Source organism: Amycolatopsis sp. WQ 127309 (assembly GCF_023023025.1).
Taxonomy (GTDB): Bacteria; Actinomycetota; Actinomycetes; order Mycobacteriales; family Pseudonocardiaceae; genus Amycolatopsis.
In genome coordinates, this window is record NZ_CP095481.1 from 210,907 (window position 1) to 234,869 (window position 23,963).

At 69.0% G+C, this 23,963-nt stretch carries 16 protein-coding genes; 6 read left to right on the forward strand and 10 right to left on the reverse strand.

Features of this window, described 5'->3' with window-relative positions; all coding sequences use genetic code 11:
- The first annotated feature begins 18 nt into the window (after window positions 1-18).
- From MUY22_RS00955 to MUY22_RS00965, 3 genes are all read left to right on the forward strand, one after another.
- Window positions 19-234 carry a hypothetical protein gene (locus MUY22_RS00955; protein ID WP_247055980.1) on the forward strand — a complete coding sequence of 72 codons (216 nt, stop codon included), beginning with the start codon at window positions 19-21 and terminating at the stop codon, window positions 232-234.
- A gap of 454 nt (window positions 235-688) precedes the next feature.
- Window positions 689-1,177, forward strand: a complete 489-nt coding sequence (locus MUY22_RS00960; protein WP_247055982.1) for a hypothetical protein — start codon at window positions 689-691, stop codon at window positions 1,175-1,177.
- A gap of 290 nt (window positions 1,178-1,467) precedes the next feature.
- Window positions 1,468-2,919 (forward strand): helix-turn-helix transcriptional regulator, encoded by a 1,452-nt coding sequence (locus MUY22_RS00965; RefSeq protein ID WP_247055984.1) that lies wholly within the window; start codon window positions 1,468-1,470, stop codon window positions 2,917-2,919.
- 16 nt (window positions 2,920-2,935) lie between these two features.
- Here MUY22_RS00965 and hutH read toward each other — a convergent pair whose 3' ends face one another.
- A complete protein-coding gene (gene hutH, locus MUY22_RS00970; RefSeq protein ID WP_247055987.1) occupies window positions 2,936-4,459 on the reverse strand; it encodes a histidine ammonia-lyase in 1,524 nt (507 codons plus the stop codon).
- Between the two features lie 294 nt (window positions 4,460-4,753).
- Here hutH and MUY22_RS00975 point away from each other — a divergent pair, with 294 nt between their 5' ends.
- The 3 genes from MUY22_RS00975 (at window position 4,754) to MUY22_RS00985 (ending at window position 12,008) form a co-directional block, all read left to right on the forward strand.
- Window positions 4,754-5,101 carry a hypothetical protein gene (locus MUY22_RS00975; RefSeq protein ID WP_247055988.1) on the forward strand — a complete coding sequence of 116 codons (348 nt, stop codon included), beginning with the start codon at window positions 4,754-4,756 and terminating at the stop codon, window positions 5,099-5,101.
- Window positions 5,102-5,368: 267 nt separating this feature from the next.
- On the forward strand, window positions 5,369-10,348 hold the full coding sequence (locus MUY22_RS49420; protein ID WP_256475326.1) for a hypothetical protein: 4,980 nt from the start codon (window positions 5,369-5,371) through the stop codon (window positions 10,346-10,348).
- On the forward strand, window positions 10,281-12,008 hold the full coding sequence (locus MUY22_RS00985) for a hypothetical protein (RefSeq protein ID WP_247055991.1): 1,728 nt from the start codon (window positions 10,281-10,283) through the stop codon (window positions 12,006-12,008). The genes MUY22_RS49420 and MUY22_RS00985 overlap by 68 nt, the downstream gene beginning before the upstream one ends.
- A gap of 31 nt (window positions 12,009-12,039) precedes the next feature.
- Here the strand turns inward: MUY22_RS00985 and MUY22_RS00990 are convergent, their stop codons facing one another.
- From MUY22_RS00990 to MUY22_RS01030, 9 genes are all read right to left on the reverse strand, one after another.
- Window positions 12,040-12,594, reverse strand: coding sequence for a DUF6328 family protein (locus MUY22_RS00990; protein ID WP_247055993.1), 555 nt, complete (start codon window positions 12,592-12,594; stop codon window positions 12,040-12,042).
- 107 nt (window positions 12,595-12,701) lie between these two features.
- On the reverse strand, window positions 12,702-14,135 hold the full coding sequence (locus MUY22_RS00995; protein ID WP_247055995.1) for a pyridoxal-dependent decarboxylase: 1,434 nt from the start codon (window positions 14,133-14,135) through the stop codon (window positions 12,702-12,704).
- Entirely contained in the window at window positions 14,132-16,684 is a 2,553-nt protein-coding gene (gene oraE / locus MUY22_RS01000) for a D-ornithine 4,5-aminomutase subunit OraE (protein WP_247055997.1), read from the reverse strand. Before oraE ends, MUY22_RS00995 begins: the two co-directional genes overlap by 4 nt.
- 2 nt (window positions 16,685-16,686) lie before the next feature.
- Window positions 16,687-17,601: a diaminopimelate epimerase gene (gene dapF, locus MUY22_RS01005; RefSeq protein WP_247055999.1), complete on the reverse strand. Its 915-nt coding sequence runs from the start codon at window positions 17,599-17,601 to the stop codon at window positions 16,687-16,689.
- A gap of 174 nt (window positions 17,602-17,775) precedes the next feature.
- Window positions 17,776-18,348 (reverse strand): GNAT family N-acetyltransferase, encoded by a 573-nt coding sequence (locus MUY22_RS01010; RefSeq protein ID WP_247056001.1) that lies wholly within the window; start codon window positions 18,346-18,348, stop codon window positions 17,776-17,778.
- Window positions 18,345-19,919, reverse strand: a complete 1,575-nt coding sequence (locus MUY22_RS01015) for an aromatic amino acid lyase (RefSeq protein ID WP_247056003.1) — start codon at window positions 19,917-19,919, stop codon at window positions 18,345-18,347. The genes MUY22_RS01010 and MUY22_RS01015 overlap by 4 nt, the downstream gene beginning before the upstream one ends.
- Window positions 19,919-21,397: an FAD-dependent oxidoreductase gene (locus tag MUY22_RS01020; protein WP_247056005.1), complete on the reverse strand. Its 1,479-nt coding sequence runs from the start codon at window positions 21,395-21,397 to the stop codon at window positions 19,919-19,921. Before MUY22_RS01020 ends, MUY22_RS01015 begins: the two co-directional genes overlap by 1 nt.
- Window positions 21,394-23,127 (reverse strand): non-ribosomal peptide synthetase, encoded by a 1,734-nt coding sequence (locus MUY22_RS01025; RefSeq protein WP_247056007.1) that lies wholly within the window; start codon window positions 23,125-23,127, stop codon window positions 21,394-21,396. Before MUY22_RS01025 ends, MUY22_RS01020 begins: the two co-directional genes overlap by 4 nt.
- A complete protein-coding gene (locus MUY22_RS01030) occupies window positions 23,103-23,804 on the reverse strand; it encodes a thioesterase II family protein (RefSeq protein WP_247056009.1) in 702 nt (233 codons plus the stop codon). Before MUY22_RS01030 ends, MUY22_RS01025 begins: the two co-directional genes overlap by 25 nt.
- Between the last annotated feature and the right edge of the window lie 159 nt (window positions 23,805-23,963).

The following is a 23,963-nucleotide window of genomic DNA, read 5'->3' on the forward strand; positions in this document are numbered from 1 at the left end:
CGCACCACAGGAGACTCTGTGCCGGAGCGCGGCGTGCCGGTCATCCTCGAAGTCACCGCGCTGACCACTTGCTTGGTCAGCCACGGGGTCTCCCTCGCCGACGACGAACTCGACATCGCAAAAGTACAGGGGCCGGGTGACGCCAGTCCGGTGCTCCTCGATGCCCTTTCACCGGCACGAACTGTGATCACCAACCGGGGTCTGTCCGTGTGGTCGGCCACGTATGGTCGGTAGCCGAGCGCCCTAGCACGGCGTGGGCGTTGCGCTGGCGGAAACCGAGCAGCCGCTGGGTTCTGTGGCGTTCGCCTGGCCCCCGCGATGGTCCATATAGACGTGTGGCGTTGTTCGCCCAGGCCCACCGCAGGGGCGAGTGGGCGCCTTGCCGCCTCCGACGACTCGTGATGCGCCCCGCAGAGAACCGGCGAGGACGGGCGGCGGAAGGCCCGCCAAGTCATCCGCCTCCGGCCGGAATCACCTCGAGGCTGCCTCCGCGGCCCGGGCCGGGCTGGGCCCGGCAACCCAACGGGACCGGGCTGGGCCTCACGGCTCGCATCACAGCCGGCGACGAAATGTCAGTCCGATCCGATCAGTCACCGCGGGCTTCAGCGCATCTGGATTTGGCGCTGAACACGGACGGAGGCTCAAGTCCGGTCTCCTGCGAAGCCAGGCGAACGACGCATACGGCGGCGTGTCGGCCGATCGACTCAACAGGGCCGAGGAAACGAATGAATACGGGGTAATTGATGACCTGTTCTATGCCGCGGGGGCAAAACCCTGGGCATTTGCAGGAAATTACGATTCCCACACCATCGCAGACTGGCTTTCCGTCGAAATCGCACTCACATCGAGATTGCTCAGGAAAACACCACTCAAGATAGAGGCTGGAATTTTTGAAGCTCGCCGCCTGATCGCCTACCACCGCTCAGTTCCAGCCATCAGCGAGCAGAATATCGTTTGGCGTGAGCGAGACTTGAATCACGGAGTTTCCCAGGTCGACCTCGAACGAATAGTGGCCAGAATGGTCCAAGCCGGCGGGAAGAACGCAGCCAGGACTGTTGCCCAGTTCTTTGCCGGACCCGAGGGCTTCATGACTCGTCCTGAGAATCTCCGGACTGTCGAACGCAAAAGAGGAGAAGCGCTGCAACGAGCATATGAGAGGTATGAGAGTGGTCATTGACAGTGTCGAGTTGTTCCTTCATGTCCGGAGCGTGCCTTGAAGCCGACCTGCGGCATGGCGCCGCGTCAGGCTGGAAGGGTTCCAGTCGGGTGCTGGTCCCAGCCCGTCGCGGACGGCAGGTCGCCGACCCCGCCGGACAGGCAGGTGAAAGCCTGGTGTCCATCGGGACACCCTCATTTGACGACCACGCCGGCGCGACCTACCGTGGGTCGGCAAGGGTTGTCAAGATCAACGAAATGCGGGCCGACAGGCCCGTGAGCACGCACAACGGTGGATCGGGCGGGTACTGAGTGGCAACGCGGAAGGATCGGGACCCGGTCGAGTACCCGTCAGCGCGCCTGTCGGCCACCCGTACCACGCTGGCCGAGCTCGCCCGGCTGGGCCGGTGGAGCGAAGCGAACAAGACCGTCCTCGACACCCTGGGCCTGATCCAAGCGGGGCCGGCCGGGGTCACCGCGCCCGAGCTGGCCGGCCTGGTCTACATCGCCGGCGGTCCGCGGCCGGACCCGGCGCGCCGGATCGTGGGCGAACGCGTGGCCGTCCCGGACGAGCGGCCGGCCTCGATGCGCGCCCTGCTCCTGGTCAACCGGATCGGCGACCGGGACGAGGCGGTCGCCACGGCGGAGGCCGTGCTCGCGTCGCCGGGGCGGCGGGAGGTCGGCACCTTCTGGCACGCGATCCTCACCCTGGTGTACTCGGACCGCGTCGACATCGCCCGGGACCACTGCGAACAAGCCGCGGAAGATCCGGCCTGGACGCAGACGCCGCGCTACCGGGACGCCCTCACGCTGCTGCGGGCCCGCCTGGCCTATCTCGACGGCGAGCCGCTCGTCGCGGTCGGCCTGTTCTCGCGACTGCTCGCCGGGGGCGTCTTCCCCCAGCTGCACAGCCTGGCGGTGGCGTGGACCGTGGCCGCGCTGGTCGACTTCGGTGAGGTCGAGGACGCGACGGAGCTCCTCCACCAGCACGGTTTCGACGGCGTGCTGACCGACGCCGGCGACCGAGCCGAGCTGCTCTGGGCCCGTGGTCTCCTGCAAGAGGCGGCCGGCCGCCCGCAGGCGGCCTGCGAGGAGTTCCTGAGCTGCGGACGGGAACTGCTCAGGTGGGCGGTGATCAACCCGGCGGTCATCCCGTGGCGCTCGGCGGCGGCCCGGTGCGCCCGCGCCGTCGACCGCACGGACCTCGCCGTGGCACTTGCCCGCGAGGAACTCATGGAAGCCCACCGCTGGGGCACCGCCTCCGCGGTCGGCAAGGCCCTGTGGGTCGACGCGCTGGTTTCCGAAGACCCCGCGACGGACGAGCTGCTGCGCACCGCTGCCGAGCTGCTGGAACAGAGCGGGGAGAAGTACGAAATCCGCCATGTGCTCTACACACTGGGATCGCGCCTGAACCTCGAGGGCCGGTTCGACGAGGGTGAGCAGGCCTTGCTCGGCGCGCGCGAGATCGCCCGGCAGACCGGCAACAAGTACTGCGTCGAGTGCATCGACGCCGTCCTCGAGCTCTGGCGCCCGGACGGGCCGTTCCGCAGCCTGAGCACGCAGGAATTCCGGGTGGCCCACCTGGCCCGCTCCGGGTTCAGCAACAAGGAGATCGCGGAGCGCATGCACGTCGCCTTGCGCACGGTGGAACTCTATCTGTCCACTGTGTACCGCAAGCTCGGGATCTCCCGTCGTAGTGGACTCGCTTCGACCATCATCCCACGCTGGGGCCTGTCCGAGCCGCTGAAGCACTACCGCATGTGAGACGCCCCGGCCGGGCTCATTCCAGGGGACCAGTGACCTTTTCGCATTCCGCCAGCAGCGTTCCCGCTCTGATCATTTCCCGCACGCTCCCGATGTCCGCGTGAAACGCGCGGTCGGCTTCGGCTGTGGGCACCGCCGCCCGGATGGTCCGGTGCATCGCCCCGGTCGCCGGACCGGGGCGATCAGGGACCAGGAAATCCAGTGCCTGCGCGGCGCACAACAGCTCGATGGCCACGACATAGTGCAGTTTGCCGGCCGCGCGGTACGCCTTCGTCGCCGCGAGGTAGGCGTTGCTCACCGCGTCCTCCTGATTCGCCGAAGTCGGGACGGTATCGGCGGACGCCGGCCAAGCGAGCGCGCGCAGTTCCATACACAGTGCGGCGGCGGTGTACTGGAGCATCATGTAGCCGTTGTGCAGCCCCGGCTGCGCGGCGAGGAACGCCGGAAGCCCGCTGAAGTGGCCGTTGACCATGCGGTCGGTCCGGCGCTCGGAGATCTTGGCCAGCACGGCCAGCGCGTTGACCACCGAATCGGCTTGCAGGCCGACGTAGGTGCCGTCGAAGTTGCCGCCCGTCAGCACCTCGCCGTCCTCGCCCTCGGGATAAATGACCGGGTTGTCGCCGACCGAGCAGAGCTCCTCGCAGACCACCTGCACGGCGTTCTTCAGCACGCGCCGCGCCGCGCCGTGCATTTGCGGCACAGCACGAAGACCGAGCGGGTCCTGCAGCCGGTTGCCCCGGTCCCGGGCGCAGATCACGCTGTTATGCAGCAGCCGGCTCAGATTGCGGGCCACACCATTCTGCTCCGCGTGTCGTTTCAAAGCGTGCAGCCGGGGATCCAACGCCCGGGTGTTCCCCTTGAGCGCTTCGAAGGACATGGCGGCGGCGAGGTCGCAGTGCCGTGCGACCCGGTCCGCGTCGTAGGCGGCAAGGGCTCCGATCGCCGTCACCGAGTGGGTTCCGTTAGTGAGCGCGAGCCCCTCCTTCGCGCCGAAGACCACCGGTTCGGCCCCCGTCCGGCGAAGCGCGTCCAGGCCACCGAGAAGTTCGCCGTCGACCGTGGCCTGGCCTTCGCCCATCAGCACCAGGGCCATGTGTGCCTCGGGCGCGAGGTACCCGACCGACCCCTCTCCCGGCACCCGAGGACACACTCCGGTGTTGAGCAGGTGCCGAATCAGGTCCAGGGTTTCCAGGCGTACCCCGGAAAAGCCCTTTCCCAACCCCACCAGCTCCATCAGCCAGATGGCGCGCACCACTTCCTCTTCGAGGCAGGCGCCGACCGAGACGGCGTGAGAACGCACGATGTTGCGCTGCAACTCGACGGCGTCATCCGCCGCGATCACTTCGGTGTAGTTGTCCCCGAAGCCGGTGGTCACCCCGTAGATCAGCCGGTTCTCGAGCAAGAATCGCTCCACCAGCGAGCGGGACTTCCGTACCCGGTCCGCGTAGGACGGTGCGAACTCGACTCGCGCACCGTGCCGAGCGATCGCGACGAACCGGTCGAGCGTCAGATCGGTGTCCAGCACTACGGTGTCGGCCATGGCTCCTCGTCATTCTGGTGTCGCGGCGTGATCAGTTTCGAGACGCCTCGCCGCGGGAAGTAGACCGCCCCGCACCCCGGCGGGGCGCCGGACGACGTGATCGATGTCCTTTCATGGCACCAGGTGTGCATGAAAGGTCCAGGTCGGGCTCGATCGACGCGGAGACCGGGCGGCGTCTGTCGTGCCTCAACGTGCAGGTTGCGTTGTCAGTTTTTCCCTTCCAGCTCATTTCGCGTCCTGCGGGAGAGAAGCTGAGGCTTCCTGGTTCCCTTATCTGCAAGGAGTTCGAGCGTGATGCGAAGGTTGGTCAAACTGACCGCAGTTGCCGGCACGGCCGCCGCGGCGGCCGTGCTCGTCCCCGGTGTCGCGGCCGCGGCCGGGGCGGGGCAGATCGATGTCTGCAACTACTCGAGCCACGGGGCGTACGTCAGTTTTCCCTGGCGCGACCACATGCGAAGCAGCACCGTCCCGTCGGGCAACATCTGTGTCCGCTTCGACTTCGGCGGCGACGGCTCCTGGGAACAGGTCGACGTGGTCTACGCCGACAACCCCGACCGCTACATCGGCTCTCTCGGCTACAGCGCCCCGCGTGGCGCCGAGGTCGCGGTGTACGACAACGACCAGTACTCCGTCCGGAACTGATCTCGGGCCGGACGCAAGGTACGAGGTGGACGGACGCGTCAGCGTCCGTCCACCTCTGTCGTGGACCGATCGGGAAGGGCCGCCGACGAGCAGTCTGTTCGTGAGGGTTGTCCGGCTGATCGAGCAGGGTGCGGGCAACGACTGCTGCCGATTGCCGCTGCGTGCAGGACGATGCTGTGTGCTCGGAAGCGCCGAGGAACCGGGTCGCGGCCCGCGGTGACTCCGGCGGCGATGGCGCACGTGCACTTGCTGAGGGGGGTGGTGTGGTTGTCGGACTGGATGTCGGATGCGGAGGTGGTGGGCCGGGTTCATGTGTTGCGGGGTTCGGGTGTCGCTGATTTGCCGGATGGTGTGCAGAATTTTTTGAAGGTGTTGGGTGCGCCGTGGCCGGAGGGTAATGGTGCTCGGTTGTATTCGTTGCGGGATTCGTGGGATGTGTGTGTGCGGTGGTTGGAGGAGTTGCTGGGGGTGGTGCGGGAGTTGTCGCCTGAGGTGGGTGCGGTGTTGGTGGGTGAGGTGGGGGAGTTTGTCGGTGGGTGGCTGGGTGGGGATGCGGTGTCGGGGTTGGAGGGTGGGATCACGGCGGGGCGTGAGTTGTCGAAGATGCTGACGAGGGGCGCGGCGGACACGGTCAAGGGCCAGATCGAGATGGTGGTGATGTCGCTGCTGGCGTTGGCGGCGATTGTGTCGTTGTTGTCGTCGGTGGTGGGTGCGTTGTTGGTGCCGGTGGTGGAGGCGGCGGCGCGGGTGGGGTTGTGGGCGTTGTTCCGGGAGTTGCTGGTGAGGTTGGGGTCGTTGTCGGTGGAGGCGGCGGTGGCGGGGGCGTCGGCGGCGATCAGGTCGGGTGCGGGGGCGGCGGCGGCGCGGTTGGGGGCGGTGACGTGGCGGGAGGTGGGTGGTGCGGTGGTGGTGACGGGGAAGCAGGCGGTGAAGTTCGGGGTGATGGGTGCGGGGTTGATGGGGGGTATGGATCTGGGGATTCAGGGGGTGCAGAAGGCGGCGGGTTTGCGGGATGAGGTGGATGTCAGGTCGGTGTTGTCGGCGGTGGAGGGGGGTTTTATCGGTGGGGCGACTGCGGGGGTGTTTCATGCGGCGGCGTTGGGGGGTGCGGTGGTGGGGCGGTCGGCGGTGGTGGCGGTGGCGGTGGCGGGGCGAGTTCCGCGGTATGTGTCGGCGGTGGGTGATGTGGTGTATGCGGGTGGGCAGGTGGGGGCGGCGGTGGTGTCGGCGCCGTTGGTGAATGTGGTGACGGATTCTCCGGGGGCGTTGACGGCGGGTGTTTTGGGGGCGTTGAGCAGGTTTGGGGGTGGGCGTCGTGGGGGTGGGTCGGGTGGTGGTGATGTGGGGACGTTGGATGCGGCGTTGGCGGCGGTGGGTGGGGTGCGGCCGGTTCCGGTGGTGTCGGGTGTGGTGAAGGGTGACGTCAAGAGCGAGACCGGTGGTGGGGTCGAGGCGGGTGTTGCCGACGCTGCGGTGGGTGTGGAGGTGTCGCCGCCGCCGTATTCGGTGGTGCCGGTGGTTGAGCGGGGTGGGGACGTCGTCCTTCCGTCGTATGAGGACAGTCGGGTGGTGGTGGGTGGTCGGGGGTTGGGGGTGGTGTTTGGTGGGGTGGGTTTGTCTGGTGTGGATGGTGGTGGTGTTTCGGCGGGCACACCTCAGGGCGCCCTGGCCGTCACAGCCTCCCCGGGCGAGCACGTTCCCGGCCCGCACTCCGCGGCGACGGCTGGTACGACGTTGTCGAAGGCCGCGGCGGGCGGGCCGGGAGCTTCGCCGGCTTACGGCACGAACGTACGGTCAGGACGGACAGCCGTGGCCGGCGTGGTCCCGGGTTCCGGCAAGACCGGCGATGCACTGTTCTCGGCTGAAGCACCAGAGGTCTCGGCCACTGCCGGAAAGCCGCTCGCCACAAGGGCGGTGGAGCCGGTCGGTCGTGGCGCGGTTCCACCGCGAACGCTGGAGCACTTCCTTTCCGAACCGCCGAAACACGCGCACAGCCAGGTCGCTGACGTCGTGGTGACGCGATCGGCCCGTACCGGCGACGGTCGAACCACAGCGGACTCGGATGTGGCGATCGGGTCCGCCGTCGCGTCCGGTACGCGGGATTCCGGTGGATTCACCGACGATACGGTCACAGAAGGCCGGGGTTCTCTTCGCGACGAGGAGGCCGGGTTGATGGTGGTGGAGTCACCGGCAGGCCCGGTGATCGCCGTTCCTCTGTCGCGTGAGGGCGGTCCTGCCGGTGTCGGGTTCGTGGCCCCTGCCGAGGCCGCCGCGTTGCGGGCCGCGGTGGCCCGCGGCCAGTTCCCGGCGGATGCCTTCGTGGTCGCCACACACCAGGCCGGCGGGGAGTTCGCTGTCTCCCGGCCTGAAGGTGGCGAAGCGAGACTGACCCCGGAGGCACTCGTCGCGACGATGTCCGGGTTGCCGACGCACCTGGCGGCGTGGAGCCGATGGTCCAAGGCGACGGTGGTCACGTGTGATCTCCGAGAGCCGACCTGGCACCGGCTGCGGGACACCGCTCTCGCCGACCCGCGGCTGCGCAAGGTGGCGATGTCGCCGTACAGTCTGAACACTCAGGTCCGCTTGGCCGCTGACGGGACGACACACACGGGCACGAACCTCCCTCCGGGCCCGCCCGGATCGGTTACTCTCGCTCCCCCGCCGGGGCCACGCTCCACCCCGGCGCCCACCCTGCTGCCTCCGGACGTACGGGCGGCCGTCGAGGACTGGCGGCCCGAGCCGGGCGGGCCACCGACGTTCAAGCACTTCCTCCTCGAAAACCACCACGCCACCAACGCCCAGCTCACCCCCAACGGAGCCGGAATCCTGCCGGCCTGGGGAACAGCTCTGCTGGAAGCCTGGATACTCGCCGCGGACAGCCACGGACCGGCACGGCTCGCCGACAGCAGGCTCGCCGAGCTGTCCGGCGGTCTGATCACGCCCGCGACGATGAATACCTGGTTGCGGGAAGGCGGGCCCGACCTGCCACCCCCGGAGACGTTGACGGCCGTCGAGGACTGGCGGCCCGAGCCCGGCGGACCACCGACGTTCAAACACTTCCTCCTCGAAAACCACCACGCCGCCGAAGCGCAACTCACCCCCAACGGAGCCGGGATGCTCCCGCCTTGGGGCAGGGCCCTGGTGGAAGCCTGGGTAATCGCCGCCGACCTACCGGGTCCGGCGCGGCTCACCGTTGACCGGACCTCGGAGCTTTCCGGTCACTTGATCAAACCCTCGACGGTGAGCATCTGGCGGAGAGACGCCGGGACCGCTCTGCCGGCCCCGGAGGCACTGGCGGAAGCCGGCCGTTGGCGGCCGGCGGCCGGTGGGCCGCAGACCTTCAAGGACTTCCTCCTGGAAAACCACCACGCGACCGAGGCGCAACTCACCCCCAACAAAGCCGGAGTTCTGCCGGCGTGGGGAAAGGCGCTGGCGACGGCGTGGGTGATCGACACCGACTCGCCGGGACCAGCACGTTTGATGGACGACGAGGTCACGAAGCGCTCCGGCGGCCTACTCAAGCAGTCGACCGTCGCCCGATGGCGGCGGACCGGGGAATTCGGATCGGCCTCACTGTCCCTGCCGACGGCCGAGTCGCTGGCGGAAGCCGAAGCCTGGCGCCCAGCCTCGGGGGGACCGCGGACGTTCAAAGCCTTCCTCCTCGAACACCACCACGCCACCGAAGCACAACTCACCCCCAACGGAGCGGGAACGCTGTCGGTATGGGGGAAATCCCTGCTGAAGGCGTGGGTGATCGCCTCCGACGCACCGGGTCCGGGACGCCTGGCCAGCGACAGGGTCGCGGAGCTGTCCGGTGACCTGGTCAAACGTGTGACGGTGAACACCTGGCGGCGCGATGCCGGGGCCAAACTGCCAAGCCGTGAGACACGGCAGGAAGTTCAGGGGTGGCGCCCGGCGGCAGACGGGCCCGCGACGTTCAAAGCCTTCCTGCTCGACAACAACTACGCCACCGAAGCACAACTCGTCGCCAACGAATCGGAGCCGCTGCCGGCGTGGGGAAGGGCCCTGCTGAAGGCATGGGTGATCGCCTCCGACGCACCGGGGCCGGCACGCCTGAAAGACCACGACGTCGCGAAGCTGTCCGGTGGCCTGGTCAAGCCGAAAGCCGTGATCGCGTGGCGGCGGAGAGCCGCACCCGAGATCGCCCTGCCGGCCGCCGAGACGCTGGCGGAAGTCCAGAACTGGCGACCCGTCCCGGGTGGGCCACCGACATTCAAAGCCTTTCTCCTCGAAAACCACCACGCCACCGAAGCACAGCTCATCGCCAGCGGGCCGGGAGTTCTACCGGCATGGGGAAAAGCCCTGCTGGAGGCGTGGGTGATCGCCTCCGACGCACCAGGGCCGGCACGGCTGGTCGCCGAGAAGGTCGTGGAGCTGTCCGGCGGCCTGATCAAACGTGCCTCGGTGCAGTCCTGGCGGCGGCAAGCCGGGACCGCCCTGCCGCACGCGGAAGCACTGGCGGAAGTCGAAAACTGGCGACCGGTCCCGGGCGGACCACCGACGTTCAAGCACTTCCTCCTCGAAAACCACCACGCCACCGAAGCACAACTCACCCCCAACACAACCGGGATCCTGCCGGCGTGGGGAAAAGCCCTGGTGGAAGCCTGGGTTGTCGCTTCCGGCACGCCGGGGCCGGCACGCCTGAACGCCGAGAAAGCCGCAGAGCTGTCCGGCGAGCTGATCAGACGTGTGACGGTGAACGTCTGGCGGCGGCAGGCTGACACCGCCCTGCCGCCGGTCGAGACGCTCGCCGAGGTCAAGGGCTGGCGCCCCCGCGGAAGGAAGGCCGGCCACGTTCAAGCAGTTCCTCCTCGAAAACCGCCACGCCACCAACGCCCAGCTCACCCCCAACGGAACCGGGATCCTGCCGGCGTGGGGAAAAGCGCTGGTGAAAGCGTGGGTGATCGACTCGGGGACGCCCGGACCGGCACGCCTGACCGTCGAAAGGGTCGCGGACCTGTCCGGTGGCCTGCTCTCCCTGGCCACGGCGGGCTCCTGGCGACGGCAAGCCGGGGCCCCGCTCCCGGCAGCGGGATCACACATCACGGCGCCGATCGACGCCCGCTTCGATGCCGATGCCTCACGAGACGCGTGGGCGACCGGCTCGGGAGCAGGCGGAATCGCCGCCCGTGGCCCACAGCCACCATCGCAGCGCGATGTGGCCGCGGAAGACTCGGGCCGGATGGCCGGATGGCACCAGGAAGTCACCGCGATGCCGGCCGGTGAAGGAACCCGCCGGGCCCTCTCGTCAACGCCTCACCCGCGCTCCGGACCGGAAGTGGGACCGGTCGAGGAGCGCCGAGCGCCACCCACGGTGGACCACGTCTCCGGCCCGGGCCCTGGACCGACGCACTTCCGAGAGGCCGTCGCGGGGACGAAGCGCCCGGCGCAGCAGAACGCCGACGCGTCGAAACGCCGCCTGACCCTGCCGGGCCGGCCCGCCGGCATCCGCACCGAGAGCACACCCGTGTCCGTCGATGTGAGCCCGGCGCGAGGCCACGTCACCGCTACCGAGGTCACCGACATCCCCTCGGACGTCCGCGCGTTCCTCATCTCCTTCGACCCGGGCAACAGCAACCTGCGTTCGTTGCGGGCAGCGTTGGAGCACATGCAGCAGAACTACTTTCCCGCATTAGACCTTCGCTTCGACGAAACCGGAGCGCTGCTCTCCGATGCCACCCGTGACATCGTCGAGCAGTGGGCGCTGGCCAGGCTCGAGCACGAGCGGGTGCCGGCTGTGGTGGCCGGGCGCTCCGGCGGGTTGATCGCCGCCCACCGGATCGCCGCGTTGTACAACACCGCACCCGGCCCGGAGCCGCACTTCGAGCCCGGCGGTGTCGTGCACTGGACGAACCAAGCGCATGTCCGCACCACTTGGCCCCCATCCGATCCGGGCCTCCCGCTGCCCGACGTGCTCGTCTCCCACGCCACGGCCCGCGGCCTGCGACCGATCGCCGGCATGGACGGCTGGTTCCCCTGGCGCGCTCTCGACAATCCCCTCTACGCCGTCGAGCCCGAGTTCGCCGGTCCCGACGGTGACGTCCACCCCGCGGTCCGAGCCAGGGCCGGCGAAATCACCGCCAAGATCGGCATCGGCAGAAATGTCCTGCAAGGAATCTCCGAAGATCCCGATGACCCGCGCTTGCCCGAGCTGCCCAGAAAACAGTTCGACAAAATCATCGCCCGGCTTCAAAGCAAAGTGGTCAGGGACCTCAAACAGCTGGTCAGGAACTCCGCTAACCCCACTCGGGACGGCATTCGACTCGCTCCCCTGCATCCGGTCGCCCCTGACCGGCCCATCTACGTCGGACGAGTCAGGCCGCACCACACCATGCCTCAAGAAAAGGTCATCGTCGGTCAGTACGGCGCGTTCCTCACGGATCCTCCGGGAAGCACTCCAGCCGGCCTGCAGCCCTCGTTCACGAACAGCCGGTACCTCGGCTTTTACGCGGCCGCACTCATCGGACCAAGGCTGCCGCCGGAAGAGCGAAAAGCGGCGATGGAGCGGTGGCGCGAGGAACAAGACGCGGCTCGGTACCTCATGCAGACCGGGGCGGGCAAGAACCTCCACTACATGACCGCGGACGCCGGCGGCAACTCCACCGCTTTCGCGAACGCCCCCAGCAAACCCGCCGTACGCGGGACATCGAACCCGCGCGCCGGGCGCGAACAGGTCGACTTCGACCGCGTCAATACGGTCCTCTTGGGTTTCGAGGTCTCCATGCCCGACAAGTTCGACCCGAAGGGGTTCCTGCCGGTCGGCATCAATGTCCTCGTCCCTCTCGACAACGCTTTCGACCCCGAGGTGAACCCGTTCGGTGTCATCCTCCTGGACTATGGCAACAAGTTCGACCTGGGCGTACCGGTCAAGGACGAGCCGGAATAGGCCGGGGCTCGGGATTCGGGAGAACGCCTGGTCAGCTCAGCGTGATGTTGATCGAGCGATGCCTTCCTCGCTCCGCCAGCGATTCCTCGTCCCGTTGTCGGACGCGGCTGTAGAGCGGGAACACGTACCACAGAAGGCAGAACCAGGTCGTGACGCCGATCGTGATCCAGAACGCCCGCGAGAAGCCCAGCACGACGTCCAGCGTGAGCAGCAGCGCGCTGCTGAGCGCCGCCATGAGCAGCGTCAGCCCCGCCAGCACGAAGCGGTTGGAGACCTTCACCAAGGTCGGCCGGAGGCGTCGCCGGAAGACGACACGGTGGAACGCCGCCGGCGCGATCATCAGCGCGGATGCCGCGGCGCACAGCACCAGGCTGGTCACGTAGAGACTGCGCTGCAACGAATCTATCGTGTCGAACCGGTTGGTGAACGCCATCGCGAACAGGAACCCGAGCAGCAGCTGGATTCCCGTCTGGGCGACGCGCACCTCCTGCAGCAGTTCCGCGTAGTTCCGGTGCAACCGCTGCTGGTAGTTCTTGTCGTGAGTTTCGGTTTCGGACTGCACACGGGGTGGCATGGTGGCCGTCATGGTCGGCTCCCGGAATGATCGGAGGTCGGGCCGGTGCCGTGTGCGACCACGGCAACCGGCCCGTATCGGTGGGTGCCGGCACGCCGGCACGGAGTTTCTTCGCTCGTTCAGTCCTCGGTACGGCCCGCGAGGACGACGTCGTCCACGAGCCGTCTCAGCTCGGCTTCAGTGGTGTGCGGGTTCAGCAGGGTCAGCTTGAGGTAGACGGCTCCGCCGAACTCGGTCCGGCCGATCACCGCCCGGCCCCTGCGCAGCAGGGTCCGGCGGAGCCGGGCATTCACCTCGTCGGCGGAACCGCGTTCGGGCAAGTACCGGAACACCACCGAACTCAGCACCGGATCCCGGAACAGCTCCAGCCGCGGCTGGGCCTGAATGAGCGCCGCGGCCCGCCACGCCAGGACGTGACACCGGTCGACGAGCTCCCCGACGCCTTGGCGGCCGAGAGCGCGCAGCGTGACGGCGATCTTCAGCGCGTCGGCCCGCCGCGTCGTCCGCAGCGAGCGCCCGAGCAGGCTGGTGTAGCCGGCCTCCTCGTCGTCCTCGTTGCAGATGTAGGCCACCCGCCGGGCGAGCGGCGCGAACAGGGCGCCGTCCCGCAGGAGCAGCACGCCGGCGGCCACCGGCTGCCAGCCGAGCTTGTGCAGGTCCAGCCCGACGGAATCCGCCTCGCTCAGCCCGTCGAGCAGCGGTGCCAGCCGCCGCGAGAACAACGCCCCGCCCCCGTAGGCCGCGTCCACGTGCAGCCAGGCTCCGGCCTCCGCCGCGATGGCGGCGATCTCCCGCAGCGGGTCGATCGCGCCCAGGTCACTCGTGCCCGCGGTGGCGACGATCGCGGCCGGCGCCTCCCCGCGCGCCCGCGCCTCGGCGATGGCCGTACGCAACGCGGCCGGGGACATCCGGTGGTCCGCGTCGACGTCGACGGCCGTGACGAAGTCCTCGCCGATGCCCAGCACCCCGGCACTCCGCTGGACCGAGAAGTGCGCCTCCGCGGAACAGAAGACCCGCAGCCGCCGGTCCCCCGCGGTACGCCGCGCGTGCTCGCGCGCCAGGAACAGGCCGGTCAGGTTCGATTCCGTGCCCCCGGACGTGAGGACCCCGGAAGCGGCTTCGCCGAAGGGCACCAGGCGGGCGAGTGCTTCGACGACCTCGGTCTCGACGGCGGTCGCGGACGGTGCCTGGTCCCAGGAGTCCAAGGACGAGTTGAAGACGCTCGCGACGACGTCCGCGGCGACCGCGACCGCGAGCGGCGGAGCGTGGAGGTGCGCGACGCAGGCCGGGTCCGCGGGATCGACCGCGTGCGCGGCGAACACCCGGGCCAGCTCCACGAGCGCCCGCTCGGCACCGGCGCCCTCCTCCGGCAGGGCGTCGCCGAGGGCGCGAACGGCGTCGGCGGCGTCGGTGGGCCGGCCCGCCGGCAGCGGCCCCGACCGCTCCGCCGTTCCCTTCCGGACCGCTTCGAGGGCCGGAGCGAGCAGCTCGAGCAGGTGGGCGGGTCCGTCGACGCCGCCGGCGAGCCGGGCGTCGGGTCCGAGGGCCGTCATCGGAGGCTGACCGCTCGCTCGGAGGCGGTCACCGATTCGAGGATGAACCGCGCGACGTCGACTCCACGCGTGCCACGGCCGAAGCCGGCATCGAGACCGCACTGCCGGGCCATCTCGTCGGTGACCTGCGGTCCGCCGGCGATCAGCACGAGCCGGTCGCGAACGCCCCGGGCGACGGCGACGTCGTTCAGCTTGGTCATCATCACCCGGTGGATGTCGTGGTGGGACACCACGAGGCTCGCGAGCACCACCGTCACCTCCTGCTGGATCGCCTGTTCGACCAGGACCTCCACCGGCACCGACGTACCCACGTTGGCGCACGTCACCCCGAACCACTCCAGGCCCTGGTGCTTGATGTTGGTGATCTCCTGGAGGCCGACCGAATGTTCGTCGTTGCCGAGCGTGGCCCCCACGACTCGCAGCCCCAGCGGGCTCAGGGACGTGCGCACGGTCTCCGGGCTGCTCGGGGCGGCGCTCACCGCCGCCGCGGCGGGCAGTTCGGACTCCCGCACCTCGGCGGTCGTGTGCCCGGCCACCTCGAACTGGACGCCCTCGGCGGGGTGGAGCACGACCCGGTCGACGATGTGCGGATCGCGCAGGTTCATCCGCTCCGCGAGCTTCAGCGCCGCCGCGTCCGCCTTTCCCGCCGGCAGCGGGACGAACATGCTGATCGTGACGAGGCCGTCGGCACCGTGCTCGGCCTCGGGCCGGATGACACCCGGTTCCGCGGCGAGCGCGCGTTCCCGGCGTCGCAGCACGTTGTCGTCCTCGTCGAGCTCGTCGATGTACCGGACGAGGTTGTCGTCGCACAGGGTGCAGCCCTCGTGCCCGGCCGTCCCGCTACCGGTCCGCCGGCCGAAGTGACTGCACACCGGGGCCGAATAGCCCGGACTGCGCGGGACGACCGTGTCCACTCCCACGCCGCCGGCCCGGAAGCGTCGGATGCCGTCGCCGCCACGCTCGGGGTACTTCTCACTGTCGACGAAGAACCCTTCTTCGAGCGCCGCGAAGTAACCCCCGCAGGCCAGGACGTCCTCGAACATCAGCACGGCCCGGGCGATCAGGTCACGGATCCGCGGGCCCATCACGTCCTCGTCGAACCGCACCTGCTCCCGCAGCCCGTCCAGGCCGACGAGCGCCTGTTTCGTGGCTGAAACCGCCTCCACCGACGCGCCGTGCCACGGCACGTGGCGGGCTTCGTCCGGCGCGATGGTGCTCTGGATGTCCGCGCTGGTGAGCCGGGATATCAGCGTGTCCAGCACGTGCAGCACGGTCGTCTCGTGGGCGTTGGTGGTGCTGTACCGGGTGTTCTGCTGGGCGCGGAAGACGAAGCCGTCGAACAGGTACCGCAGCGCGACGGCGTACGGGAGGTCGAGGGCGATCTTGGGGGCCGGCGGGGCGGTCGGCGGCACGGTGGAGAGGGCGATCCGGTCACGGCGCATGCCCGCGATCTCCGACATGACGCAGTTCAGCGCGTGCTGGACCATGAGCTCGGGGAAGATGTTCCACGCCCGGACCGCCGTCGAGTTGGCGTTGTGCGCGCCGTCGACCTGCAGGATGTCCGCGTCCGCGAGCACGCGCTTGGCCTCGAACGCGTCGACCACCGACCGGAGCGGGTTGATGTTGCGGTAGAGGATGTTGTACTGGCAGTCCTGGTGTGCGCCGTTGACGCCTTCCTCGGCGAACACGACGGCCATCTCGCTGCCGGCGAGGCCGCTCACGTACGAGTGCAGGTTGATCGGCCGGCCGACCTCGTCTTCGACCAGGTCGAGGGCCCGCCGGGTGGCCCGTAGCTGCTTGCGCGTGATGGGCACGCCGCCGATGCCCTCGGGGGTGCCCTCGAGCAGCCCGTCGAAGTGGCTTTGCCCGAGGGTGCGGATGACCATGATGTGGTCGGCGCCGTGCCAGGCCGCCATCCGCATCCGGCGGAGGTCGTCTTCGAACCGGCCGGACGCGATCTCCGCCGTGATGGCGCAGTCGGGCTGCGGGTCGATACCGGCGAAGTACTCGGCCGCCTGCAGCGTCGCGCCGCGTTTCAGAGGCTTTGTGGACTGTCCATAGTGGAACGTGGTCGACCCGCTGTCGCCCTGCTCGCGCCAGGACCAGCCGCGGCGTCGCGGCCGGTAGCCGTCGAGCCCGCGGAGGATCGCGTCCACGGGGAGCGGCTCGTCCGGGCGCAAGGTGAGAGGTGGTCCCACGGCGGACGCGGCAGCGGGCACCGGCGGCGAATCCTTGCCGAGCATCGCCCGGTAAGCCTCACGAACGGTCATGCCGTGGTCGTCGGCGTACTTCCGCAGCACCCCGCCGACGCCGTCGCCGAGCCAGCCACCCCGGACGGCCGCGTCGACCAGCTCCCCCGCCTCTGTGGAGTCGAACCCCATCCGGAGCAGGACGGATCGCTCGATCGAGGGAGTGGTGTGCTCGGCCGCGTACTGCGCGAGCGGCTCCACGACGCGCCGGGCCAGCGCCCAGAACCGGTCCCGGAGCTGCTCGAGATCCTGGCCCTGCAAGTCCGCGAGCCGGTCGGACGCGGGTCGGGTTTCCGTCATCGTCAGGCCTCCGACTGGATCGGGAGCCGCCGCGCGGGGCGGCGGGGTTCGGTGAGGTACCCGACCGGGCCCGCCAGCGTCAGGCCGTAGCTCCGCTGGGCGACGCTGACTTCGCCGCCCCTCGTCCGCAGGGTCACCGGCAACGAGACGAGACCCGCGCACCAGCCCACGTAGGCCGTCGCGGTCGCGCCGGTGCCGCAGCACTGAGTCTCGTCCTCGACACCGACCTCGTAGGTCCGGATGACGAGGCTTCGGTCCTGCACCGCCGCGAAGTTGACGTGCAGGCCGCCGGGGTATCCCAGCCGGGCGCACAGTTCCGGATCGCGGCTCAGCTGCGCACCCCGGGTGGCGACGTCGACCTCGTCGACTGCGGCCACACCGTCGGCCAGCACGACGAGGTGCGGGACGCCGGTGAACACGAACCAGAGGTCGTCCGCCAGTTTCTGCACTTCGCGCGGGTCGCCGATGGCGACCTCGGTGTACTCGTCCGTCACGCGAACGCGTTTCACGCCGTCGTCGGTGACGACGACGCTCCAGCTGGGCATGAGCCCTCGGTCGACGGCGTACCGGGCAACACACCGCAGGCCGTTGCCGCACATGAGTTCCGGCGTCCCGTCCCGGTCGAAGAACTTCATGCGCGGACCACGAACGTGCCGTGGGTAGAAAAAGAGCACGCCGTCGATGCGAGCCGACGTCACGGAGTCGCTCAGGACCACGGCGCCGGTGCGGAGCAGCTCCGCCGGGTCGTCCTCGCGGCCGGAGAGTTCGACGATCGCGATGATGTTCCCGTTCCCGTGCAGAAGCGCGCACTTGTCCACTTCAGCGCGCAACCTCCCGGGAAGCGCACCGACAGCGGCGTCCACTTCGTCGTGCAGGTTCACCGGTGTCGGAACACGGACCGGATTCAGCAGAGTCATTTCACACCTCGCAATGGGAGCGAGAAACGCGAACACTATTCCCGCGAGTCATCGGAATGTTCGATCGAATTCGAGAATACCGAGGTATTCGTGAAGATCACGCGCTGCCGGGATGACACATGGTCAATGGTCAACGGTTGTGCCCGAATGGACCCCGGGCTCGCCGGCGGCGGCTCAGCCGGCCGCGCGCCACATCGGGAACACCGGTGGTCCGGACACCGGCGCGAACGCGGGGCCGTGGTCACGGAACCCGAGCCGCCGGTACAACCGGGCGCTGTCGGCCGAGCTGGCCTCGAGGTAGGCCGGCACCACCTCGGCGTCGCACCGGTCCAGGCCGTACCGGAACACGCGGCCGCCGGCGCCGGTCCGCTGGTTGCCGGGCACGACGCCGAGGTATTGGGCGTACGCGTGCTTGTCGGACGGTTCCCGCTCGGCCAGCAGGTCCAGGACGACGTCCAGCCGGGTCTGCTCGGCCCGGTCGAGACCGGGGATCGGACCGGCGTGCCTGATGTCCGCGCCGGCGGCGGTCCAGATCATGGTCGCGCTGAGGTCCGTGGCCACGTCGACCCAGCCGTCCGCGAAGCCGGTCTCGGCCATGGCGCGGAAATACGCCGGATGCGCTGTGGTGCGGCGGCGCTCGTCGTCCGGGAAAAGCCAGCGGCCGAGTGGATCGTCCTGGAAAGCCGCCACCAGGATGTCCACGACCACCTCCAGTTCGGCCGGATCGGCCGCCCGCACGGCGCTCATCGGGACGCCTCGGCCGCTTCGAGGCCGCGACCGCGGAGCAGGTCCGCCAGCGCGGTCAGGTAAGAGGTCAGCTCGTGATCGGTGTCGAGGTAGGGGACCCGTTCGCGGACCAGCTCGTGCACCCGCCGGCTCTGGTCGCTGAGCCCCTCCACGCCGCGGATGTCGGCCGCTTGGCATCCCGCGAGCAGTTCGAACGCCACGATGAAGTAGAGGTTCCCCAGGATCTCCTGAGCGCGTCGCGCGGCGATCAGGCCCATCGAGACGATGTCCTGGAAATCACCCGTGCAGGTGAGGGTCTGAATCGAGAGCGGAACGCAGAGCGAACGGTTTTCCGCGGCCAGCGACGTACTCATGAACTGACCGCCCATGAAACCGAACCGCAGTCCCGCGTCGCCGGCGCACAGGAACGGCGGCAGGATCAGTGAACTGCTCGCGTCGAGGAACCGGTCGATACGACGGTCGGCGAGGTTGGTGACGGTGGTCAGCGCGATCGACACGTGGTCCATGGCCATCGAGATGTACTGGCCGTGGAAATGCCCGTTGTGGAAGGCGTCGACCGGCTCGGCGAGGATCAGCGGGTTGTCGTTGCTCGAATTGAGCTCCCGCCCGACGATGTCCCGCGCGTGCCGGACCGACTCCCACACCGGGCCGAGGATCTGCGGCGTGCACCGCAACGAGTACGCGTCCTCGATCGCCTGGTCCATCGCCGTCGCGGTCTCGCCGCGCCGGCTGCCGAGCTCGGCCGAAACCCGGGCCTCGTCGCGGATCAGCTCACTGCTCGCCAGCGCGTCGTAGATCCTGGTGGCGACCCCTTCTTGATCGGGGTGCGGCTTCTGCCGGTGGACCCGCGGATCGAACGGGTTGCGGGTCGCACCCAGCGTCTCCAAGGAGAGACAGGAAACCATCTCGTAGGCCCGCAGCAGGGACACGGTGTCCTCGACCACCAGGGCACCGAGACCGGTCATGGCCGAAGTGCCGTTGATCAGCGCCAGGCCTTCTTTGTAGTCGAGGTGCATGGGTTCGATCCCCGCGACCTTCAGCGCTTCCGCACCGGGAAGCGTGCGCCCGCCGACCGTCGCGTGCCAGCGCCCGATGCCCACCAGCGCGATGTAGCCCAGCGGACCCAGATCGCCGCTCGCCCCGAGCGACCCCTTCGACGGGATCCGCGGCACGACGCCGCGGTTGATCATCTCCAGGTAGATACCGAAGTTCTCGTCGGACAGGCCCGACATCCCGCGGGCCAGGGAGTTCAGGCGGGCGATCATCATCGCCCGCACTTCGCGGGCCCCGAAGTCGGGTCCGACGTTCGTCGCCACCGTCTCCAGGAGGTTCTCCTGCAGGGTGCGGGCCTGGCTGGTCGGCACGAGGTAGTTGACGAAGCCGCCCATGCTGGTGTTCACACCGTAGATGGTCCGGCCGCTCTCCAGCAGCCGGTCGAGCCGGTCCCGGGAGGCGATGACGGCCTCGCGAACCCCGGGGCCGGTTTTCACCGGAGAACCGGAATCCACGGCCGCCCGCAGCGTCCCCGGAGTCAGCGCGGATCCGGTGAGGACGAGGTCGCCGGGACTCATCACGCCTTCACCCAGCTGAGGCCGTCACGGGAACCGGCGAGGCCACCTTCGAACAACGGCGAGTCGGCGAAAGCGTCCCCCAGCAACGACTGGACTTGCAGCCGCGATCCTTCGCCCATGACTTCGTCGAACGACCCGGTACCCAGGAGCGAGCCGGTGGAACTGCCGGCCGGGTCGTCACCGACCGCGCGGGCCAGCCGGTCCGCGTTCTCCATCGCGCGATCGGCGATCTCCGCGGCGGACCGCGCGAGCACCGGCTCCTCGGACGCGACACCGCCGACGAGCTCGACGAAGGCCTCCAGCTCGGACGAATCGGATCCGGTGACCCGCTTCGCGTTCCAAAAGTAAGAGTCCTCCTGCTGGTGCATTTCGTAGAAGGACAGGAGGAACTCGTAGAAGAGCTTGTACTCCCGGCGATACCGGGACTCGAATTCGGTGAAGGCGTCTTCTTCGCCGATGTCTCCGGCGAGTACCGAGTTGACGGAGCGTGCGGCGAGCAGAGCGCTGTAGGTCGCCAGGTGGACGCCGGACGAGAAGACCGGGTCGACGAAACACGCCGCGTCGCCGATGAGGGCCATGCCCGGCCGCCAGAACTGCGTGTCGCAGTAGGAATAGTCCTTGCGGGTGCGGATCCGGTCGTACGGCGCGGTGGTGCACATCGTCGCGTCGGAGAGCATGTCCGCGATCAGCGGGCAGCCGGCCACCAGCGAGTTCAGCGCCTCCCGGTGGTCGCCTCGGACGAGGTCGGCCGATTCCCGGCGGACGACGGCTCCGACGCTCGTGAGCGTCTCGCTCAGCGGGATGTACCAGAACCAGCCGTCGGAAAACGCCGCCGAAAGGATGTTTCCGGACCTCGGCGCGGGCAGGCGTTTGCCACCCTCGAAGTAGCCGAAGAGCGCGATGTTGCGGAAGTACGGCGAGTAGACTCGCTGCCCGCCCACGTTCTTGTGCAGTCCGCTGGTGTTGCCGGAAGCGTCCAGGACGTACCGCGCCTCGATCGTGCGGGTCCGGCCTTCCGCGTCGCGGTAGGTGACCCCGCCGACGCGGTCGCCATCCGGGTTCACGGTGACGACCTCGGCGAGCTCGCGCACGTCGACTCCGCTTCGAGCGGCGTTGCGCAGCAGGATCGCGTCGAACTTCATTCGTTCCACCTGGTAGGCGTACGACGTGGGGCCACTCATCCGGGCCGACGACGCGAAGTGGAAGGTCCACGGCTCGGGGTTCTTCCCCCAGCGGAAGGTCCCGCCGTGCTTGACCATGAAGCCGGCCCGTTCGAGTTCCTCCTCGACACCGAGCAGGCGGCAAACGCCGTGCACGGTCGCGGGTAGCAGCGATTCCCCGATCTGGTAGCGCGGAAAGGATTCGCGCTCCAGCAGCACGACGCGATGCCCGCGGCGGGCGATCAGGGCCGCGGCCGTCGAGCCGGCCGGTCCGCCGCCCACGACGACGACGTCGGCGTGCTCCGTAAGTGCGGTCATACCGCCTCCTTCACGTTTTCGTTGGTGTGGCTATCCGATGCGAGTGCCGCGGCGAGGTCGCACACGCGTGGGTTTTCCATGATCGTGTGCAACCGGCAGGCGATCCCCGCTCGCCGCAGGTTCTCCGCCACCACCGTGGCGAGCAAGCTGTGTCCGCCCAGTTCGAAGAAGCTGTCGGTCCGCCCCACCGGCGGGCTCCCGAGAACCAGCCGGAACTGATCGGCGATCGTGCGCTCGAGCGGGCCGTCCGGCTCCTCGAAGGATTCCGCGGACGCGGCACGCCGGGGGACGCCGAGAGCGGCGCGATCGACTTTTCCGTGCGAGGTGAGCGGGAACTCGTCCACCACGGCGATCACCGCCGGCACCATCACCGCCGGGAGCCTGCTCGCGATGTGGGTGAGCAGTTCCGCCGGACCGGGCGCGTGGTGACTGCCGACGACGACGAAACCGACCAGGTCACGGCGGTCGTCTTCGTCACGGGTCTTGACGACGGCGTGGAGCACCCCGGGGTGGGCCAGCAACGCGGCTTCGACTTCGCCCAGCTCGATCCGGTGGCCGCGAATCTTGACCTGGGTGTCGGCCCGGCCGAGGAACTCCAGCGCACCGCCCGCGGCACGCCGCACGATGTCTCCGGTCCGGTAGGTCCTCGCCCCGGACGCGTCGGTGCCGAACCGGGCCGCGGTCTCCTCCGGACGGTCGTGATACCCGCGTGCCACCGATGCGCCGCGCACGACGAGTTCCCCCGCAATCCCGTCGGTCACTTCGGTTCCGGCCGCGTCGAGCACGGAACACGTCGTCCCGGTGACGGGGTGCCCGATGACCGGGCCCGCGAACCGGTCCATCCGCGCCCAGGTGGTGAAGACGGTGCACTCGCTCGGTCCGTACAGGTTGACGGCCACGGTCGCCGGCGCCGAGGCGAGTTCGGTCCACAGCCCCTGGCTCACCGCTTCCCCGCCCATCAACAGCAACGACGGCGCGTGCGGTGCTCGCAGCAGGCCACGGCGAACCAGCTGCTCGGCCAGCGCGGGAGTCACCTCGACCACGTCCAGTCCGGCGTCCGCGATCGCCCGGTCCAGCAGGGCCGCGTCCGCGCGCACTTCGTCGTCCAGCAGGTGGACCTCGTGCCCGGCGACGAGCCACAACAAGGGATCCCACGCCGCGTCGAAGGACAGCGAGATGCCGTGGGAAACACGCAACGGCCGGTCCTTCCCCCGCCGGGCCAGCGGGAAGATCGCACTCTCGTGTTCAGCTAAGAGGTTCGCGAGACTCCGGTGTTCGACGACCACGCCCTTCGGCTTCCCCGAAGAACCCGAGGTGTAGACGACGTAGGCGACGTCGTCACCGCAGACTTCCGGCGCGACGAATCCCGGGGATCCGGTGGAAAACACCCGATCCCACCCGGCCGGGTCGACGACCACTTTCGGCCGGGCGTCGGCGAGCATCGTGCTCCGCCGCTCCACCGGGCCCTTCGGGTCGATGGCCAGGTGCGCGGCCCCGGCCAGCAGCGTGCCCAGCTGCACCGCGATCGCCGCCGCGGAGCGCGGCAGCAGATTGGCCACCACGTCGCCACGGCGTACGCCCTGGTCTCGCAGCCAGCCCGCGAAGACGCCGGCCGACACCGCGAGGTCTTCGAAGGTGAGAGTCTCCGAACGCCAGTGCAAGGCGGGGTCGGACGGTCGCTCGCGGACCTGCCGTTGCCAGCTTTCTACGATCGACTCGCGTACGACCATGACGCCTCCTCGGCTACGTCGGCCGGCACCCGGAACGAACGCATTGCTCGCGCCACCGAGCGCGCCCCGTCCGGATCGCCGAAGAAGAAGTGTTTTCCGCCGGAGACGGTCCAGGACGAGAAGTCCGAGACCGTCCATTGTGCCCAGTCGGAGGTGCCGGCCTGCTCGGGCACCAGGGTGTCCCGTTCACCCCGGATCGCGACCAACGGTGATCGCAAGGGGATCCGCGGCAAGCCGGGATGAGACTGGCCCCATTCGAGGTCACGGCGCAGAAGCCCGAAGGCGTAAGACCGTATTTCAGGTGAGGAAAACGAAGGCGGGACTCCGCCACTCGCGTCGCGGACCAAGTCCAGCAGATCTCCGTCGGTCCACTGCCGCACCGGAGACACGACCCGGCGATGCGGTGCCACAGCCGACAGCACGACCGTGCACGTCACGGTGATTCCCCGTTTTTCGAGGAACTGCGCGGTTTCGATCGCGGCCACAGCGCCCAGGCTGGCACCGACGAGAACGACCGCGCGCCCGGACGCGCGATTCTCCGGCGCCTCAACGCAGTTCAGGATCGACTGCTGGTCGAGGGGGTACCTCAGCAGGCGGGGTTCGCAATCGCCGGACAAGCCGAAGATCTCGCTGAAGACGGCTTCGGATCCGCCCGCGGGCGGGAAAGCGAGCAGCAAGTCCTGTCTTGTGCCTCGAAGTCGCACGGGCACCTCCCGAAATCTCGTGTGGCTGGCGTGTGTCCAAACTAGGTACTCGCCGACCCTGGCGGTCCTTTTCGTACAACAGCCGGTGAATCCGTCGAGCATGCGATGCCCGATCGGGCAGCATGCTTCCTG

What these genes read in the sequence shown, in the direction of transcription:
- hutH (WP_247055987.1), bottom strand. Translation starts at nt 4,459, where the DNA reads ATGGCCGACACCGTAGTGCTGGACACCGATCTGACGCTCGACCGGTTC.
- MUY22_RS00975 (WP_247055988.1), top strand. Translation starts at nt 4,754, where the DNA reads ATGCGAAGGTTGGTCAAACTGACCGCAGTTGCCGGCACGGCCGCCGCG.
- MUY22_RS00990 (WP_247055993.1), bottom strand. Translation starts at nt 12,594, where the DNA reads ATGACGGCCACCATGCCACCCCGTGTGCAGTCCGAAACCGAAACTCAC.
- MUY22_RS00995 (WP_247055995.1), bottom strand. Translation starts at nt 14,135, where the DNA reads ATGACGGCCCTCGGACCCGACGCCCGGCTCGCCGGCGGCGTCGACGGA.
- oraE (WP_247055997.1), bottom strand. Translation starts at nt 16,684, where the DNA reads ATGACGGAAACCCGACCCGCGTCCGACCGGCTCGCGGACTTGCAGGGC.
- dapF (WP_247055999.1), bottom strand. Translation starts at nt 17,601, where the DNA reads ATGACTCTGCTGAATCCGGTCCGTGTTCCGACACCGGTGAACCTGCAC.
- MUY22_RS01010 (WP_247056001.1), bottom strand. Translation starts at nt 18,348, where the DNA reads ATGAGCGCCGTGCGGGCGGCCGATCCGGCCGAACTGGAGGTGGTCGTG.
- MUY22_RS01015 (WP_247056003.1), bottom strand. Translation starts at nt 19,919, where the DNA reads ATGAGTCCCGGCGACCTCGTCCTCACCGGATCCGCGCTGACTCCGGGG.
- MUY22_RS01020 (WP_247056005.1), bottom strand. Translation starts at nt 21,397, where the DNA reads ATGACCGCACTTACGGAGCACGCCGACGTCGTCGTCGTGGGCGGCGGA.
- MUY22_RS01025 (WP_247056007.1), bottom strand. Translation starts at nt 23,127, where the DNA reads ATGGTCGTACGCGAGTCGATCGTAGAAAGCTGGCAACGGCAGGTCCGC.